This is a genomic window from Pirellulales bacterium, from assembly GCA_036267355.1.
Taxonomy (GTDB): Bacteria; Planctomycetota; Planctomycetia; order Pirellulales; family DATAWG01; genus DATAWG01.
Genome location: DATAWG010000099.1, coordinates 124,040 through 139,358, shown reverse-complemented (window position 1 = coordinate 139,358; position 15,319 = coordinate 124,040). Strand labels below are relative to the sequence as shown.

At 61.4% G+C, this 15,319-nt stretch carries 13 protein-coding genes; 5 read left to right on the top strand and 8 right to left on the bottom strand.

Annotation, left to right across the window (positions count from 1 at the left end; genetic code table 11):
• Positions 1-128 precede the first annotated feature (128 nt).
• Positions 129-2,285, top strand: a complete 2,157-nt coding sequence (gene ppk1 / locus VHX65_15885) for a polyphosphate kinase 1 (protein ID HEX4000033.1) — start codon at positions 129-131, stop codon at positions 2,283-2,285.
• A gap of 96 nt (positions 2,286-2,381) precedes the next feature.
• Here the strand turns inward: ppk1 and tsaD are convergent, their stop codons facing one another.
• The 3 genes from tsaD to VHX65_15870 form a co-directional block, all read right to left on the bottom strand.
• Positions 2,382-3,398 (bottom strand): tRNA (adenosine(37)-N6)-threonylcarbamoyltransferase complex transferase subunit TsaD, encoded by a 1,017-nt coding sequence (tsaD, locus tag VHX65_15880; GenBank protein ID HEX4000032.1) that lies wholly within the window; start codon positions 3,396-3,398, stop codon positions 2,382-2,384.
• Positions 3,399-3,544: 146 nt separating this feature from the next.
• The gene (locus VHX65_15875) at positions 3,545-5,113 is read right to left on the bottom strand and encodes a S41 family peptidase (GenBank protein HEX4000031.1); all 1,569 of its coding nucleotides are present in this window, start codon (positions 5,111-5,113) and stop codon (positions 3,545-3,547) included.
• 209 nt (positions 5,114-5,322) lie between these two features.
• The gene (locus VHX65_15870) at positions 5,323-6,012 is read right to left on the bottom strand and encodes a methyltransferase domain-containing protein (GenBank protein ID HEX4000030.1); all 690 of its coding nucleotides are present in this window, start codon (positions 6,010-6,012) and stop codon (positions 5,323-5,325) included.
• A 390-nt stretch (positions 6,013-6,402) separates the two neighbouring features.
• Between VHX65_15870 and VHX65_15865 the strand changes: the two genes are divergently transcribed.
• Together VHX65_15865 and VHX65_15860 are read left to right on the top strand one after the other, a co-directional pair.
• Positions 6,403-6,873, top strand: a complete 471-nt coding sequence (locus VHX65_15865; GenBank protein HEX4000029.1) for a flavin reductase family protein — start codon at positions 6,403-6,405, stop codon at positions 6,871-6,873.
• Positions 6,874-6,966: 93 nt separating this feature from the next.
• Positions 6,967-7,509 carry a peroxiredoxin gene (locus tag VHX65_15860; GenBank protein HEX4000028.1) on the top strand — a complete coding sequence of 181 codons (543 nt, stop codon included), beginning with the start codon at positions 6,967-6,969 and terminating at the stop codon, positions 7,507-7,509.
• Positions 7,510-7,611: 102 nt separating this feature from the next.
• Here VHX65_15860 and ligA read toward each other — a convergent pair whose 3' ends face one another.
• From ligA to VHX65_15835, 5 genes are all read right to left on the bottom strand, one after another.
• Entirely contained in the window at positions 7,612-9,624 is a 2,013-nt protein-coding gene (ligA, locus tag VHX65_15855; GenBank protein ID HEX4000027.1) for an NAD-dependent DNA ligase LigA, read from the bottom strand.
• 166 nt (positions 9,625-9,790) lie between these two features.
• The gene (locus VHX65_15850) at positions 9,791-10,171 is read right to left on the bottom strand and encodes a cupin domain-containing protein (GenBank protein HEX4000026.1); all 381 of its coding nucleotides are present in this window, start codon (positions 10,169-10,171) and stop codon (positions 9,791-9,793) included.
• 135 nt (positions 10,172-10,306) lie between these two features.
• Positions 10,307-10,642 carry a hypothetical protein gene (locus VHX65_15845; GenBank protein HEX4000025.1) on the bottom strand — a complete coding sequence of 112 codons (336 nt, stop codon included), beginning with the start codon at positions 10,640-10,642 and terminating at the stop codon, positions 10,307-10,309.
• Positions 10,643-10,781: 139 nt separating this feature from the next.
• Complete coding sequence (locus VHX65_15840) at positions 10,782-11,618, bottom strand: hypothetical protein (GenBank protein HEX4000024.1); 837 nt, start codon at positions 11,616-11,618, stop codon at positions 10,782-10,784.
• A 185-nt stretch (positions 11,619-11,803) separates the two neighbouring features.
• Positions 11,804-12,562 carry a HEAT repeat domain-containing protein gene (locus VHX65_15835; protein HEX4000023.1) on the bottom strand — a complete coding sequence of 253 codons (759 nt, stop codon included), beginning with the start codon at positions 12,560-12,562 and terminating at the stop codon, positions 11,804-11,806.
• Between the two features lie 512 nt (positions 12,563-13,074).
• Between VHX65_15835 and VHX65_15830 the strand changes: the two genes are divergently transcribed.
• Positions 13,075-13,734, top strand: coding sequence for a hypothetical protein (locus VHX65_15830; GenBank protein HEX4000022.1), 660 nt, complete (start codon positions 13,075-13,077; stop codon positions 13,732-13,734).
• Between the two features lie 73 nt (positions 13,735-13,807).
• On the top strand, positions 13,808-15,319 hold the full coding sequence (locus tag VHX65_15825; GenBank protein ID HEX4000021.1) for an SPFH domain-containing protein: 1,512 nt from the start codon (positions 13,808-13,810) through the stop codon (positions 15,317-15,319).

The window sequence follows — 15,319 nt, the reverse complement described above, 5'->3', positions numbered from 1 at the left end:
ATCATCGTTGCGGTATTGCGCGCAGCGGCATACGGGGTTCCGCCTTCGGCAAATTGGCCATATGATTCAGTTGGCCGGTGAATGGAATCCGGCCTGTTTTCGACGTTCGATGGTTCAGAGATGCGAAAATGTTCGAGCAGACGTTTCAGGCTGAGCAGTTTGTCAATCGCGAGATGAGTTGGCTGGAGTTCAATGCGCGGGTGTTGGAAGAGGCAGAAGACCCGACCAACCCGCTGCTGGAGCGTGTCAAATTCCTCTCGATCTTCAGCTCGAACTTGGACGAGTTTTTCATGGTGCGCGTGGCGGGCTTGCGTGAGCAGGCATTTGGCGACGGCGCTCCACAAGATTTCGCGCCCGACGGAATGCGGCCGATCACGCAACTGCAGCGCATCGCCCGGCGGACGCAAGAACTTGTCGCCGCGCAATATCGCTGCTGGAACGACGCTGTGCTGCCGCAACTGGCGCAAGCCGGCGTTACGCTTTTGAAACACAGCGAACTCGACCCGGTACAACTGGAAACGCTCGATCGGTTTTTCCGCGAACGAGCCTTTCCAATCCTCACGCCGATGGCCGTCGATCCGGCGCATCCCAGTCCGCGCTATCACAACCGCGGGCTCTATCTGGCGGCGATTCTCGAGCGGCGGCGCGGCTTGGGTCCGAAGCAACTGTTTGCGGTCGTGCAGGTGCCGCAGGTGTTGCCGCGGCTCGTGGCGCTGGGTCAAGGCGATCGCCAGCAATTTATCTTGTTAGAGGAGGCCGTCTCGGCTCGATTGCCGGAGTTGTTCGGCGGGTTCGACGTGCTGTCGTGGACAACCTTTCGCATCACGCGCGACAGCGATATCGAACTGTTGGAGCAAGAATCCGACGACATGTTGCGGCTGATCGAAGATCGGCTCAAGGCCCGGCAACGCGGCGAAGCGGTGCGATTGGAAATTGCCGCCGGCGGCAGCGACGAATTGCTCGAATTGATCACCGACGAAGAATCGATTCGCGACGGTGTGCCCGAGGGTTATAGCGAGGTGTACCGGATTCCTGGCCCGCTGGATCTGACGGCACTTGTCGAGCTGACGAAGCTGCCGAATTTCGACGCCCTGCGCGATCCGCCGTTTTCGCCGCAATTGCCGCGCGGGATGCGGCGCCGCGGCGACGATTTGTTTGCATTGATCGCCCGTCGCGACATCCTGCTGCATCATCCGTACGACAGTTTCGATCCGGTGGTCGATTTTATCAGCCGGGCGGCGAACGATCCGCGCGTGCTGGCCATCAAGCAAACGCTTTACCGTACCAGCGGCGATTCGCCGGTCACCCGAGCCCTGATTTCCGCGGCGGAAAACGGCAAGCATGTAACGGCCCTCGTCGAGCTGAAGGCCCGTTTCGACGAAGCGAACAACGTGAGCTGGGCGCGGCAAATGGAACGTGCCGGCGTTCACGTCGTGTTCGGCTTTTTGGATTTGAAAACGCATTGCAAGGTGTCGCTGGTGGTGAGGCAAGAGGGAAACTTGCTGCGCCGCTATGTGCACCTCAGCACGGGCAACTACAACCCCTCGACCGCTCTGCTCTACACCGATCTTGGCCTGTTCACCGCCGACGAAGACATCGCCGCCGACGCCTCGGCCTTGTTCAACTTGCTCACCGGTTATTCGCAAGGCCATCAATGGCGGCGATTGTTCGTGGCCCCCACCGATTTGCAGCGCCGCACGCTGCAATTGATCGAAGAACAAACCAATCGTGCCCGCGAAGGGAGGCCGGCCCGAATTTTCGCCAAGACCAACGCCGTGGTGGACCACCGCATTATCGAAGCGCTTTATCGGGCGAGCCAGGCGGGTGTGCCGATCGATCTCGTAGCTCGCGGCATCTGCTGCTTGCGCCCGGGGCTGCCGGGCATTTCCGACAACATTCGCGTGCGCAGCATTGTCGATCGGTTTTTGGAGCACAGCCGGGTGTATGTCTTCGGCCCCGACGAAGATTGCCAGATCTATCTGGCGAGCGCCGATTGGATGCCGCGAAATTTTTATCGCCGCGTGGAAGTTATGTTTCCGATTGAATCGCCGGAGTTGAAGGAGCGGATTCTGCACGAGATTGTGCCGGCTTATTTGAACGACAACGTGAAAGCGCGAATTCTGCAAGCCGACGGCACCTATGTTCACCTTCGCCCGCCGGAAGGAGGCGTCGCCTACCGCTGCCAGGAACGGCTCTTGGCCCTGCATCCAGCCGCCACGCCGGTCGAAGCCCGCGTCAGCGGAAACGGCTCGCTACGCCCTGAAGAAATGCGCATCGGGCATTGAGACAGCGAGGGGCCTTTGTCAGGGCCCGAAAGCCCGCCGTGCCCGTGTCGAAACATGCCTGCTCTTCGGTGCCCCTCTATTGGCCGCCCCGCCCACCTAGCGTGCCGCTGCGGGGAAGGCGTCGAGATCGAGGGGGGCGAATTGGCCGGCCTTGAGGCGTTCGACTGCAATGGCGCCCATTACGGCATTGTCGGTGCATAGGGCCAGCGGCGGAATGTGCAATTCGACGCCGCGGCGCCGGCAATCTGTCTCCAAGCGGCGGCGCAGAGCCGAATTGGCCGCTACGCCCCCGCCCACGCAAAACCGCCGCAATCCACTCTGCTCGATCGCGGCCATCGCCTTTCCCGCGAGGCAATCGATCACGGCCGCCTGAAAACTGGCGGCCAGATCGGCCAGCTCCTCGGCCGCCGGTGGTTCGGCTCGCGGGGCCTCGCCGGGGGGCTGAATTTGATAGCGCACGGCCGTTTTCAATCCGCTAAAGCTGAACTCGAGCCGAGTCTTGTCGGAAAGAAACGGCCTGGGAAAAGAAAAAGCCCGCGGGTTGCCGTCGCGTGCCGCGGCTTCGATTGCCGGGCCACCGGGATAGCCAAGGCCCATCAAAGCGGCCACTTTGTCGAACGCTTCGCCGGCGGCGTCGTCAATCGTGCCCCCCAGCAACGTGAAATCGAGCGGCCCGAGGCAGCGATATAAGCTCGTATGGCCGCCACTGACGATCAGCCCGATGCACGGAAAAACGTCGCGGCCGGCAGCGAGCCGGCAGGCATAGACATGGGCCTGCAGATGGTCGATCGCCACGAGCGGAATCTGCAGCGCGACCGCGAGCGCCTTCGCGGCCGAGAGACCGACCAATAGCGAACCGGCCAAACCGGGCGTATGAGCGACAGCGACCGCGTCGAGTTGCGAGAGCTTTAGCCCCGCTTGCGACATCGCGCGATCGATCACCGGGAGAATTCGCTCGACGTGAGCGCGGGAGGCGATTTCCGGCACGACGCCGTTGAACGGCCGGTGCAATTCATCCTGCGATGCGACCGACGAACCAAGCACGGCGAGCTGATCGGTGACGACGGCCGCGGCGGTTTCGTCGCAGGTGGTTTCGATCGTGAGGATATTCATCGCCGGCGAAATCCGGGCGGCGTAGGGCAAGCGGTAAAAATGTCTACCTGCGGCTAGCGCCTTGCCGCTCACGCGCCATCAAACCAACGTGAGCGGGCAAGACGCTAGCCGCCGGTGCCTTTGTCGCAGACATCTCGCAAAGCGGCTCAAGAGGTCTTGGCCAGTTCCGTCGTGAGATAGTCGATTGCCTTTTGAAGCTGACGATCGTTGGCGGGTTTTTCCGAGTCAGCCTTGGCTGCTTCTGGCTTGGCTGCTTCCGGCTTGCCGGCATCGGGTTTCAGATCGTGTGCTTTGGCCGTTTCGGATTTTCCCGCGTCGGGCTTCTTGGCGTCGTGCGCTGCCTGCGTTTTTGCATCCGGCTTGGCGTTATTGGCGTCTGGCGGATTGGCCTTTTTCTGCGGCAGCAAGATGTCTCGCTCGCGGCGTTCGGCGAGCAGTTCGCCCATTTCCTCCTCGCTCAGCTTCACCGCGAAGCCGGGATTCGGCATGACGCCCCATTCGTCGGATTCCTTCGAATCCGGAAACCGATGGATGTTGTGTCCGTTGGGCCGCTTGTAGCTGGCCGTGGTCAGCTTCAGCAGGCTTTTGCCGTCTTCGAGCTCGATGACGTTTTGCACGCTTCCTTTGCCCCACGTTCGATCGCCGATGACGATTGCTCGCTGGTGGTCTTGCAAACAGGCCGAAACGATTTCACTGGCGCTGGCGCTGTAGTGGTTCACGAGCACGACCATCGGGAAGCCGCTGTAGGCGTCGGACTTTTTCGTTGCATCCCACACACGTTTCGGAGAATTGCGCCCTTCGGTGCTGACGATTCGGCCTTCTTTCAGAAACATATCGCAGGTGTCGACCGCGGCGGTCAAAAGGCCACCGGGATTGAACCGCAGGTCGAGGATCAGGCCGCGGAGCTTTTGGGCCTTGAGTTCGATCATCGCCTTCTTAAGGTCTTGGGCCGTATCGCGGCTGAAAGTGGTGATGCAGATGTAGCCGATTCGCCGTTCGGGATCGAGCATGAAATCCCAGGTGTCGTCGCTCTTGCGGTGATCGCCGAGCACGGTGTCGACATGAATCAACTCGCGATTGACCGTGACGGTTTCTTGCTTGCCGCCGATGGCATGCGCCACGGTAAGCGACACGCTCGTGCCCACGTCGCCTTTGAGCTTATGGACCGCATCGTCGAGCAGCATGCCGACGGCCGATTGGCCGCCAATTTTAAGAATTCGATCGCCGGCCTGCAAACCGGCCTTGTATGCCGGGCTGCCGAGCAGCGGGCTGAGCACCTTGATTTGCCCATCTTCGGCAACGATTTGGATACCGATGCCGCCGAACTGATTTTCGACTGTATCCTTGAAGCGGCCGGCGTCTTCCGGCCCGATGTAGCTGGAATAGGGATCGAGCTTGCTGAGCACTCCCTTGATCGCGGCCTCCATCAACTCCCGGCGATCGATCTTTTTGACATAGTTGCGATCGACCTGATCGACCGTGTCGGCCAGGGCCTTGTACATTTCGAAGAATTCCTGCTCTTCGCGCTTTTCAGAGGCGGCTTGGGCCGGAGTTTTGGGCGCCGGTTCGGCGAGCGTGCCGTCGTCGTGCATGGCCACGGTGTTGCTTGATTTCGCCGGTTCTTCGGCAAACCCACGCACCGACCACCCAAGCCATGCCGCCGGAGCGACGGCCCCGGCAACCAACAACACCCCGAGCAAAAGGCGACTTTTCATACCGGGAAAACTCCCTAAAGATTGCCCCGTTGCCACCGCTGTTCAGTATAGGGAGCCCGCACGAACGCGACAAGCGAAGCCCAAACAGCCTCCCAGAACCCGCAGCGCCGGCAAGGGATTGCCGAGCGAGCGAAACCGCAAGCGAGCTTCATGCCTGTCGAGTTCGGGGTTCGCTTGCGGTTTCGCGCGTGCCACAGGAACTGCGTTTCCTACCGCGCCGGCCTACCGATTGCGACCCCATCCTCCGGCGCATCGGCAAACCGCACATGATGCACCCAGGCCGGCGTGACGTTTGGCCAAACGGCATCGCAACGGATTTGGCGATGCTCGAACAGATCACCCAGCAAACGGCCGATTTCGCGGAGCCGCTGCCGCTCGGCCCGACCGCTGATGACGACCTTTACGCGCCGAATCGCGATGTATTCGAAGAACGAGAGGATACCGCCGGCCTTCAACAGTCGGCCAAACACCCCTAGTATTTGTTCGACCTCCGCGGCGGCAAAGTTGTTCAATGGCAGCCCGGAGATGATCCGGTCATAACGCCGTTCGCCGGCCAATTCTTCGAGCCGGGAATGGATAATCTGCGTGCGGCCGGCAACGGCGCGAAAGCCCGGCTCGCTTGCAAACCGAGTTTGGAGGTGCTGGACAAATTCGTCGTTCAGCTCGACGAGCGTTAGATCGTCGTCGGGGCGCAGCACTTCGACGAGCCGGGCGGTGACGGCCCCGGTGCCCGGGCCGACTTCGAGAATCTGCCGCCCCGCGAGCCCGTCGCTTTCGCCGACATAATGGCATAGTGCCGATGCGAGCCGCCGTCCGCTCGGCAAAATCGCGCCGGTGGTATGATAGCGACGGAAAAATTGCCGCACGAACACGCGATAATCGCTCAGCAGGCCGGCCATAATCGATTCCAGGCAGTTGTACGTCTGGCTTTCCAGCCTGACATGAAGCCACCAGGGTACGGAAAACCGGTGACCGTTGGAAGGCCGACGAAGCACTTGCGCGGTCGCAGCCAACGTAGGAGGCACACGCCGTTTGCCGTCGGCACTCCGCGGCGCGGTCCACGCCATAAATGGCGGACGAAGCACGGAGCACGGCGGACGAAGCACGGCGGACGGAGCACGGAGCACGGCGGACGGCACACGGAGTGTGCCTGCTACGATACGAGCTGTGGCGTCGTTTTGTTGCGTGTGTCCAATCGTCAAGCGCCCGAGTATAACGTGGCTTTTGAATCCTTGTTGGAGTTCACGCTTCAGCGTGCCACGCTGCACGCTGAAGCAGGGGAATAACCATTGAGTCCTGCTCAGCTTGCCGGTGTTTTAGGGCGATTGCCCAGCGGATTGTTCGTTTTAGCGGCCCGGCGCGGCGACGAGGAGGATGGCATGCTCGCCAGTTGGGTGATGCAGGCCGGCTTCGAGCCGCCGATGATTTCGATCGCGCTGCGAAAGGATCGCCGGCTCGCCGAGTGGCTGGCCGCAGGGACGCCGTTTGTGTTGAACGTGTTGGCCGACGACCAACTTTCGCTGGTTCGACATTTCAGCCGCGAACGGCCTCCGGGCAAAGCGTTTTCCGGCCTGCCGCTGGAGCGAACCGCCACCGGGCTGCCGCTTCTCGATGGCGTGGTGGGCTTTTTGGAATGCGAACCTGCCGGCAAAATCGACTCGGGCGACCACCACGTCTTCCTCGCCCGCGTGGTCGCGGGGCGGCTCGCAACCGGTGCTCGTCCACTCGTCCACATCCGCAAGAACGGGTTGAAGTATTAGGGTGAGTGGAATCTCATCTATCGCCGTGTTAATCTAACGGTTCGTTGCCGCCTGCTTTCCCACCTGAATTTTGCCCTCACAGGAGTCATCGCCGTGAAAAAGGTTCTTTCGAGTCTCATGGCCGTCGGATTGAGTTTTATTTTCGGCGGCGCCAAAGTGCATGCGGCGGATTTGAAGGTCGGCGATCAGGCGCCCGATTTCTCGCTCAAAGGCTCCGACGGCAAAACGCACAGCCTGAAAGATTTCGAAGGCAAGCAAGCCGTCGTGTTGGCTTGGTTTCCCAAGGCATTCACCGGCGGTTGCACCAAGGAATGCAAATCGTTTCAAGCCGATAGCGATGCGATCAAGAAGTTCAACGTGGCGTATTTCACCGCCAGCGTCGACACTCCGGAGGAAAACACGAAATTTGCCGAATCTCTGGGCGTGAAGGACTATGCGATCCTCGCCGATCCGACGCGCGAAACGGCCAAGGCCTACGGCGTGGTGAACAAGGAGCGTGGCTTCGCCAACCGCTGGACTTTTTACATCGGCAAGGACGGCAAGATTCTGGCCATCGATAAGAAGATCAATACCGACAAGGCCGGCTCTCAGGTGGCCGCCGAATTAAAGAAGTTGCACATCCCGGAAAAGGGATAGTGCCGCCAATTCGACGGATCGCTGGTCAACGTTTGCGCCGTCTCATGAACGCGGTTTATTTTTTCGAACCTCGGTCTCGGCGGCTCCATCGGGGCATGGACACTATCCCGCAATCAGCTTCTTGAACTCGGCTTCGCCGAGCACTGGCACGCCTAGCTTCTTGGCTTTATCGAGCTTGCTGCCGGCTTTTTCGCCGGCGACGAGATAGTCGGTGCTCTTCGAGACGCTGGATGTTGCCCGGCCGCCGTGCTTTGCGATCAACGCTTCGATTTCCTCTCGGCTGTAGTCGACCAGCGTGCCGGTGACGACGAGCGTCTTGCCGGCGAGTGGGCCATTGGCCGCGGCGACTGCGGCGGCAGATCGTGGGGCGCTCATATCCACCCCCGCGCTTTTCAGATCGCCGATCGTGTGGCGGCCGAATTCGCCATGCAAAAATGCGTACACGCTCGCGGCGATCGTCGGGCCGATTTCCATCACCTCGGCCAATTCCTCTTCGCTTGCCGCCATCAGCGCGTCGATCGAACCGAAATGATCGGCCAGCACGGTCGCCACCCGCCCTCCGACGTGCCGGATCGAAAGCGCATTGAGCAATCGGGCCAGTCCGCGCGATTTGCTCGCTTCGATCGCGGCCACGAGATTCTCCGACGACTTTTTGCCCATCCGCTCAAGTTTCATTAGCCGCTCGGGCTTCAAGCGATATAGATCGCCATAGCGGAGCACGAGTTTGTCTCCGACCAATTGCTCGACCAATTTATCGCCGAGGCCTTCGATATCCATCGCGTTGCGAGTGGCGAAATAGCGGATTCGCTCGCGGGCCTGCGCAGGGCAATCGACATTCGGGCAGCGGATATACACGCCCCCTTCGTCCTTCACCAGCGGCGTGTGGCACTCGGGGCATTGGGTGGGAAAATGGAATTTCTCCGGCTCCGCCTTGCGCTCGTGCTTCTCGACCCGAACGATGTGCGGAATCACCTTGCCCGCCTTCTCGACCACCACCATGTCGCCGACGCGGATGTCTTTACGCTCGATCTCATCGGCGTTGTGCAAGCTCGCGCGGCGGACCACCGTGCCGGCCAGCTCGACGGGCGCCAGATCGGCCACGGGCGTGATCGTGCCCGTCTTGCCGACCTGCACGCGGATCGCATCGAGCTTCGTCGTGGCTTCGTATTTCTCAAACTTGTAGGCGATGATCCAGCGTGGGCTTTTCGACGTGGAGCCGAGCCGCTCGCGCTGCTCGAAACGGTTCACTTTCAACACCAGGCCATCCACCTCGAAATCCAATTCGTGGAGCCGTTCGATCAACGCTTCGCAATGATCGACCGCGGCATTGAAATCGGGAAACGATTCGACCTGCGGCGTAGCCGCCAGTCCGTAGCCGGCAATCTCGGCCAGAAAATCCATGTGCGTCTTGGCGCGCACGCCTTCGGAATAGCCGGTGCCGTGGCAGAACATCCGCAGCCGGCGAGCGGCACAGATGCGCGGGTCCAAGAGCCGGATGCTGCCGGCGGCGACGTTCCGCGTGTTGGCGTATGCGGGCAGGCCCTGGCTTTTCTGTTGCTCGTTCAGCCAGACCAGATCCGAGTTGTTCATATACACTTCGCCGCGCACTTCCAGCAGCTTCGGCACGTGATCGCCCGAGAGCCGCAGCGGCACGTCGGCAAGCGTGCGGATATTGTGCGTGATATCGTCGCCGACTCGGCCGTTGCCGCGCGTGGCCCCGCGAATCAGCAGGCCAGCTTCATACGTGATCGAAACGGCCACGCCGTCGATTTTCAACTCGACTACCCATTCGATCGTTTCGCCCGGCAGAAGCTTGGCGATCCGCTGCCCGTAGGCCCGCAGCTCATCGACGCTGTAGGTATTTTCGATCGACAGCATCGGAATTCGATGCTCGACCGGCGTGAGGCTCCCGATCGCCGAATCGCCGACGCGCTGCGTAGGGCTATCGGGCGTGATCAGATCGGGATGCTCGGCCTCGAGCCTCCGCAGGCGCTCCATGGAGCGATCGTATTCGAGGTCGCTGATTTCCGGCGCGGCCTCGACGTAATACTTCCGGTCGTGATACCGGATTTCTTTTCGAAGCCGCTCGATTTGCTGCGCGACATCGGCTGCCATGGACAGTTGCCCCCAACTGCAAATTATCACATGCTTGCCCGCGAAATGTTAGATCGCGGCCCAGCCGCGGCCAACGTAGCAGGCACACTCCGTGTGCCGTCTGCGCACCTCGGAACGTTGCGCACAGAGCACGGCAGGCGGCACACGGAGTGTGCCTACTACGTTCCTAACAACTTGCGCCGGGTGCGACCGTTACCGGTTTTCCCGCCGCCGAATTCGGGATCAGGCAAAGAAACTTCAACGGATTGCCACCGGTGTTGCGAAACTGATGGACTTCGTTCGGCCGCACGAACACGACATCGCCGGCCGCAAGCGCGTGTTCACGCTCGCCTTCCATCGCCACGCCCGAGCCTTCCAACACGAACACTTCGTGCTCGTAATCGTGCGAGTGCTTTGGCGTATGGCCGCCGGGTGCGACTTCGAATTGCCGCATGACGAAATTCGGCGCCCCTTCGCGCTGTCCCACAAGCACTCGAATCCGGCAATCGTGCGCGCCTTCCATATCGACGGGCGTCGCGGGCAACTGTTCATAATTTTGCACGTTCATGTTCTTTGCTTCCTGGTCTTTGGCCCTCAGTGGCTTCTCGTGTCTCGGCGCCTTTCCCGGGTGCTGAGGGGGTGGTGCTAAGGGGGACAGTCCCCGGTCCGCGAATGGGGACAGTCGCCGGTCCGCAAAAGGGGACTATCCCTGGTCCGCATTCGCGGCGCCGCCCCCGGTCTCTGATCGGTTGCCTTCCTGCCGCCGGGCGAATTTGCGCCGATCGCGCACATGGTCCAATCGGATTGCGGCGACAGTGCATAGCCCCAGGGCGGCCAATTCGCCGACAAGTATCTCCGTCCCATGCCGATCGAGCAAGGTCATCAATTCGTATCCCGGCTCGCCCGGTCGCGGCATTGCCCCGGCCCGATTCGTTTTCATCATCAAAACCGCATCGGCACAGGTGGTAATGGTAAACAACAGGCCGAGCACCATCGCCAAGGCGTAGAACGGATTTCGGAGTCGATGCTTGATTGACATAGCGGGGCGCGGCCACATCCGCAAAATCGTTCGAATTGTCCACGGTTGTCATGCCGTCGGCAGCTTCTGGCTACCGTCTTGGATTGCAGGCCTTGCCTGGGCCGTTTTGCGCGATTGGAGCAGGGCGGATCGGCAAGGTTTATTTCTCGTCCGGCGGCGGGGCCTCGCCGCGCGGCGGCGCATCGCCGTCGGAGGGCGGTCGACGGTCCGCAGCGACGCCGCGGTGGCCGGGGCCCGGCCGCGACACTTCCTTGTCATTGATCTTCACCGGGAATGAAATCATCGTGTGTCCATCGGCCATTTTCATCGCATAGCCCTCGACTGAGATTTCCTGTCCGACGGCGAGTTTGGCCTCTTCGGCTTCGCGCGGTCCGATGTGAACGAAATCGCCGCTTTCGAGCGTTGCCCCGTCGACTTCGCCGCGAGCGCCGCGGTTGAGCGACTTCACGACGCCTTTGACCGTTTCGGTCTTGGGCAATGCCCGCTCTCGGCCAGTCGAACCGGTTTGCTCCGGTCCATCGCCGCGGCCGGCGCCACGGCCGCCTTCCGGGCCACGCGGCCGCCGCGGTCCGGCCATTTCTATCTCTTTCCCCTTGACGGTCGTCAGCTTTTGGAGATGGAGAACGGCATGGTCGGCTCGCGCGCGTTCGGGCGTTGCCTCGGCAGTGATCTGGTCGCCGACGGCCACCGTACCGGTTAGCTTGCCGGCCTCGTGCGGCGGGAAATTGAGTTGCACGAGTTTGCCGTCGCTGGTGAGCAAAATGCCGTCGCGTTCGCCACGTGGCGTGTAGTTGAACTGGGCCACGGTGCCGGTGAATTTTTTCGCTTCCGGTTCGGCCGGCGCACCGGCCGGTCGGTCAGGAGGCTCTGCCGGCGCCCCTTTGTCATCCGGCTCGGCGGCCATTGAAAACTTCAGGGCAACTAGAACAGCAATCGATACGGCAATCGCCAAAGCACGAGTCCAACGACGGTTCATAACGACCTCCCAATGGTTCGATTGAAGACTTGGCATACGGCTTTAGTAACCGCGGGCGAGCAAAACCGCCGAAGCCATTCTAGCGAACCGCGGCGCCGCTTGCTCAGAGTTGCCCCATGCGGACCCACGCGGGGAGTGAAACTGTAGCGGCGAGAGAGAAATAGCGAGGCCCGATCGCTTGGGCGCTAGTTCGTCCGCGATGGGCGCGAGGCAATGGCACTGGGGGCTTGCTGGCCGAGGCCGGTGGGCGGCACGATGGCTTGTGGAATGAAGCTGTCGGCGAATTGCTGCCATTGCTTCACATCGCTGCCGAAATCTTTGCCGGAAACCGATTTCAGCGACGTGACCACGTTGTACGTCATGGCCGGATCCGTCGAACCCTTCAGCGCGATTCCCAGCGCGGCGATCGCCCGCGGATCGCGCGGCACTTCGCCGAGCGCACGGGCGGCGAACATGCGCACATCGAAATTCGTGTCGCTCGCCAGCGCCCCGGCGAGCACTCGCACGGCCGAATCTTCGGTCGGCCCGGGCGGAATTCCGCCACCCTTGGCGAGCGATTGATGCACCCGTTTGCCCCAGGCCGTGCAAACCTCCATCCGCACTTCCGGATCGGGATCCTTGATTCCCGCGGTGAGCACAGACGATGAAATCTCGGTCGGAATGCGCCCCAGCTCGCGGATGATCACCATTCGCACCAGCGGATCTTGCTCCGTTTGGATATTGGAAGCCAGTTTGGCGGCTACCTTTTCCTTCTCGAGCTGCGGCGACTTGGCGGCGTATTCGCCCATCTTCTTGATTGTTTCGATTCGCTGGAAGGCGAATGGGCCATAGTGTTCCAAATCGGCAAGCTGCTGCTGTTTGTCTTTCTTGCTGTAGTAGAACGGAACACCGTCGGCTCCGCCCCACCAACAACCGCTGAAGATCGCGGCAGACAGACACGCCATGGCGGCGCAAACAGCGAAACGATGCCGCTCGGTCGCCTGGAGCCAGCCCGATCGTCGCAGGGGCTCGTTGGATGCGCGCATCAAAATCGCCATCGGCTGGTTCGAAGAGATTGAACGAGAGGAGACTCGCGTAGACGTGAGCGGCGGGGACTATAGCGAACCGTCCGCGGCAAGCCAAGACCGGTCAACGAAATAAAACGCGATACGTAGCAGGCACACTCCGTGCGCCGTCTGCCCACATTAGCCCGAAGCGTTAGCGAGGGTGAACCCGCGTTGGCGGCGCGCCCTCGCCAACGCTTCGGGCTAGTGCGGGCCGTACCGCGGCAGACGGCATACGGAGTGTGCCTGCTACTTTGCAACCGGCGCGGGGCGTTTGCCCGGCGGCTGGGACAAGTGCTATCATGGCGGCGGGGCAAGATCGACGCTCGGCCGGCGAATTATCCTCGGCTCTTTTGCCCCGTCGATCGTGCGTTCGCCAAATTCCTTGAATCCCTCCCCTTGTCGAGATCCTTATGCCCGAGCCGCGATCCTATGTCCAACATCGCAATTCGTTGATGATGCTCGTCGGTGCGATTCCGGGCTTCCACGGCTATTTGGAACGCGAATATCGCCGCGATAGCGACGCACTCCAGCGCACTTGGCTGGCCGATCGTCTGCAGCGGAGCAAGCGGGCGATGGATGCGGTCGCGCTAAAGTTGGCCGATGCCGGCAAGATCGCGATCCTCCCGCAGTTCGACCGGCTGCGGGCCAAAACCGACGAACTGATCGCTCGCATTCGGGGAGCATGGGAAGGCTACACGGGCGTGTTCGACTTGGTGAAAGTCGACCAGGCCCTGCTGGATCAGGTGTACGACCACGATGTGCTGCTGATGCATTCGGTCGACGAATATGTCGCGATGACCGAACATCTGGCCGGCATGCCGCCGAGCGGCGATGCGATCGCAAAACCGCCGGCTGCCGTCGCGCCGCCCGTTGCCGCTGCCGCTCCGCCGGCGGATAATCCGATGCCCGGCAGCCCGCCGCCGTCTGCCGCGCCGGCAGAAGATCCGGTGTCGGCCGCGAACACGATGCCGAGCGATCCCGAGGCGGCGATCCCGATCTTGGCAGCGAAGCTCGACACGATTCAACAGAATTGCGATCAGCGAACCGAACTGCTCAAAGGCTTGGCATAAGGGCTGTGGCGAGCCTTCGGCAGGTAGTATAAACGCTAGACATGAACCGCCATATCCGCATGGAGATTTTCTCATGGGCCTGCGCTTGGAAGTGATCCAGTTCTTCGATGAATCGAACCATTCGCTAGTCGAGCGGATTCCGCCGGAGGGCTCGGCCGACATCAAATACGGGGCGCAATTGATCGTGCAAGAAAACCAGGAGGCGGTTTTTTTTCGCGATGGCAAAGCGCTCGACTCGTTCCCGCCGGGCCGGCACATGCTCACGACGGCCAATGTGCCGATTCTCACCCGTCTGCTGACGATTCCCTGGGAAAAATCGCCGTTTCAAGCCAGCGTTTATTTCATCGGCAAGCAGACGTTCCTCGATCAGAAGTGGGGTACGCCGCAGCCGATTCCATTTCGCGATCGCGATTTCGGCATGGTGCGGCTCCGCTCGTTCGGGAAGTATTCGCTCCGCGTGGCCAATAGCTCGGTGCTCTTGAACACGCTCGTCGGCACGCAGGGAAAATACACGACCGATCAAGTGACCGAATTTCTCCGCGATCTGATCGTGTCGCGATTGGCCGACGTGCTCGGCGCGGCCGGCATGAGCCTGTTGGACATGGCGACGCACTACGAGCAGATCGCTTCGGCGGCCCGCGCCAAAGTCGCCGCCGATTTCAGCAAATATGGCCTCGAGCTGGTCGACTTCTTCATCAACGCCATTACCCCGCCCGACGAAGTGCAGCAAGCGATCGACGCCCGCAGTTCGATGGGCGCCGTCGGCGATTTGAATGCGTTCATGAAATTCCAAGCCGCGCAGAGCATGGCTAAGATGGCCGCGGCTGGAGGCAGCGACGGGGCCGCCTCGACGATGGGCATGGGTATGGGAGCCGGCTTCGGCATGATGATGCCCGCCATGATTCGCGACGCGATGATGAGCGGCACGCAATACGCTCCGCAGCCGGGGGGCATGGGCACGGTGACGGCGGCTCCCCAAGGATATTCGCCGCCCCAGGAATATCCTCCCCAACAGGGCTACGCGCCGCAGCAGCCGCAACCGACGGCGGCGATGGGCGTCGCGGCGCCGATGGTTTCTACGGCCGCTGCGAGCCACGCCAGCGGGCCGGCCGCCAGCGCGAGCGGTTCGATCGTTGCCACGGCATCCGGCGGACCCGATTTCGACGATCTCACGGCGTCGGTCGATCCGAAACAATTGGTTCGCAACGTCGTTCAGGCCGGCGGTTACAAGCTCGACGACAGTGCCGACGAATGGCAAGTCACCATTCCCGTCGGCGCGCTCCGCAAACAAATCGTCACGGTCGCGTTCGGCCAACATGATGAAAGCGGACAGGCGACCGTGAATTTCCGCTCCACGTGCGGCCCGGCCACGGACCAGAATGCCGCCGCCCTGTTGCGATACAACATGAAGCTGGTTCACGGTGCGTTTGCATTCAACAAAATCGGCGACCGCGAAATGGTTGTCCTTCAAGGCAGCGCGCTGGCCGACACGCTTACGGGCCCGGCCATTTCGCAAATGCTAACGGCCATCGCCTGGCAGGCAGACAAAGTCGAAGAAAAGCTGACCGGCGCGGATCAATTTTAG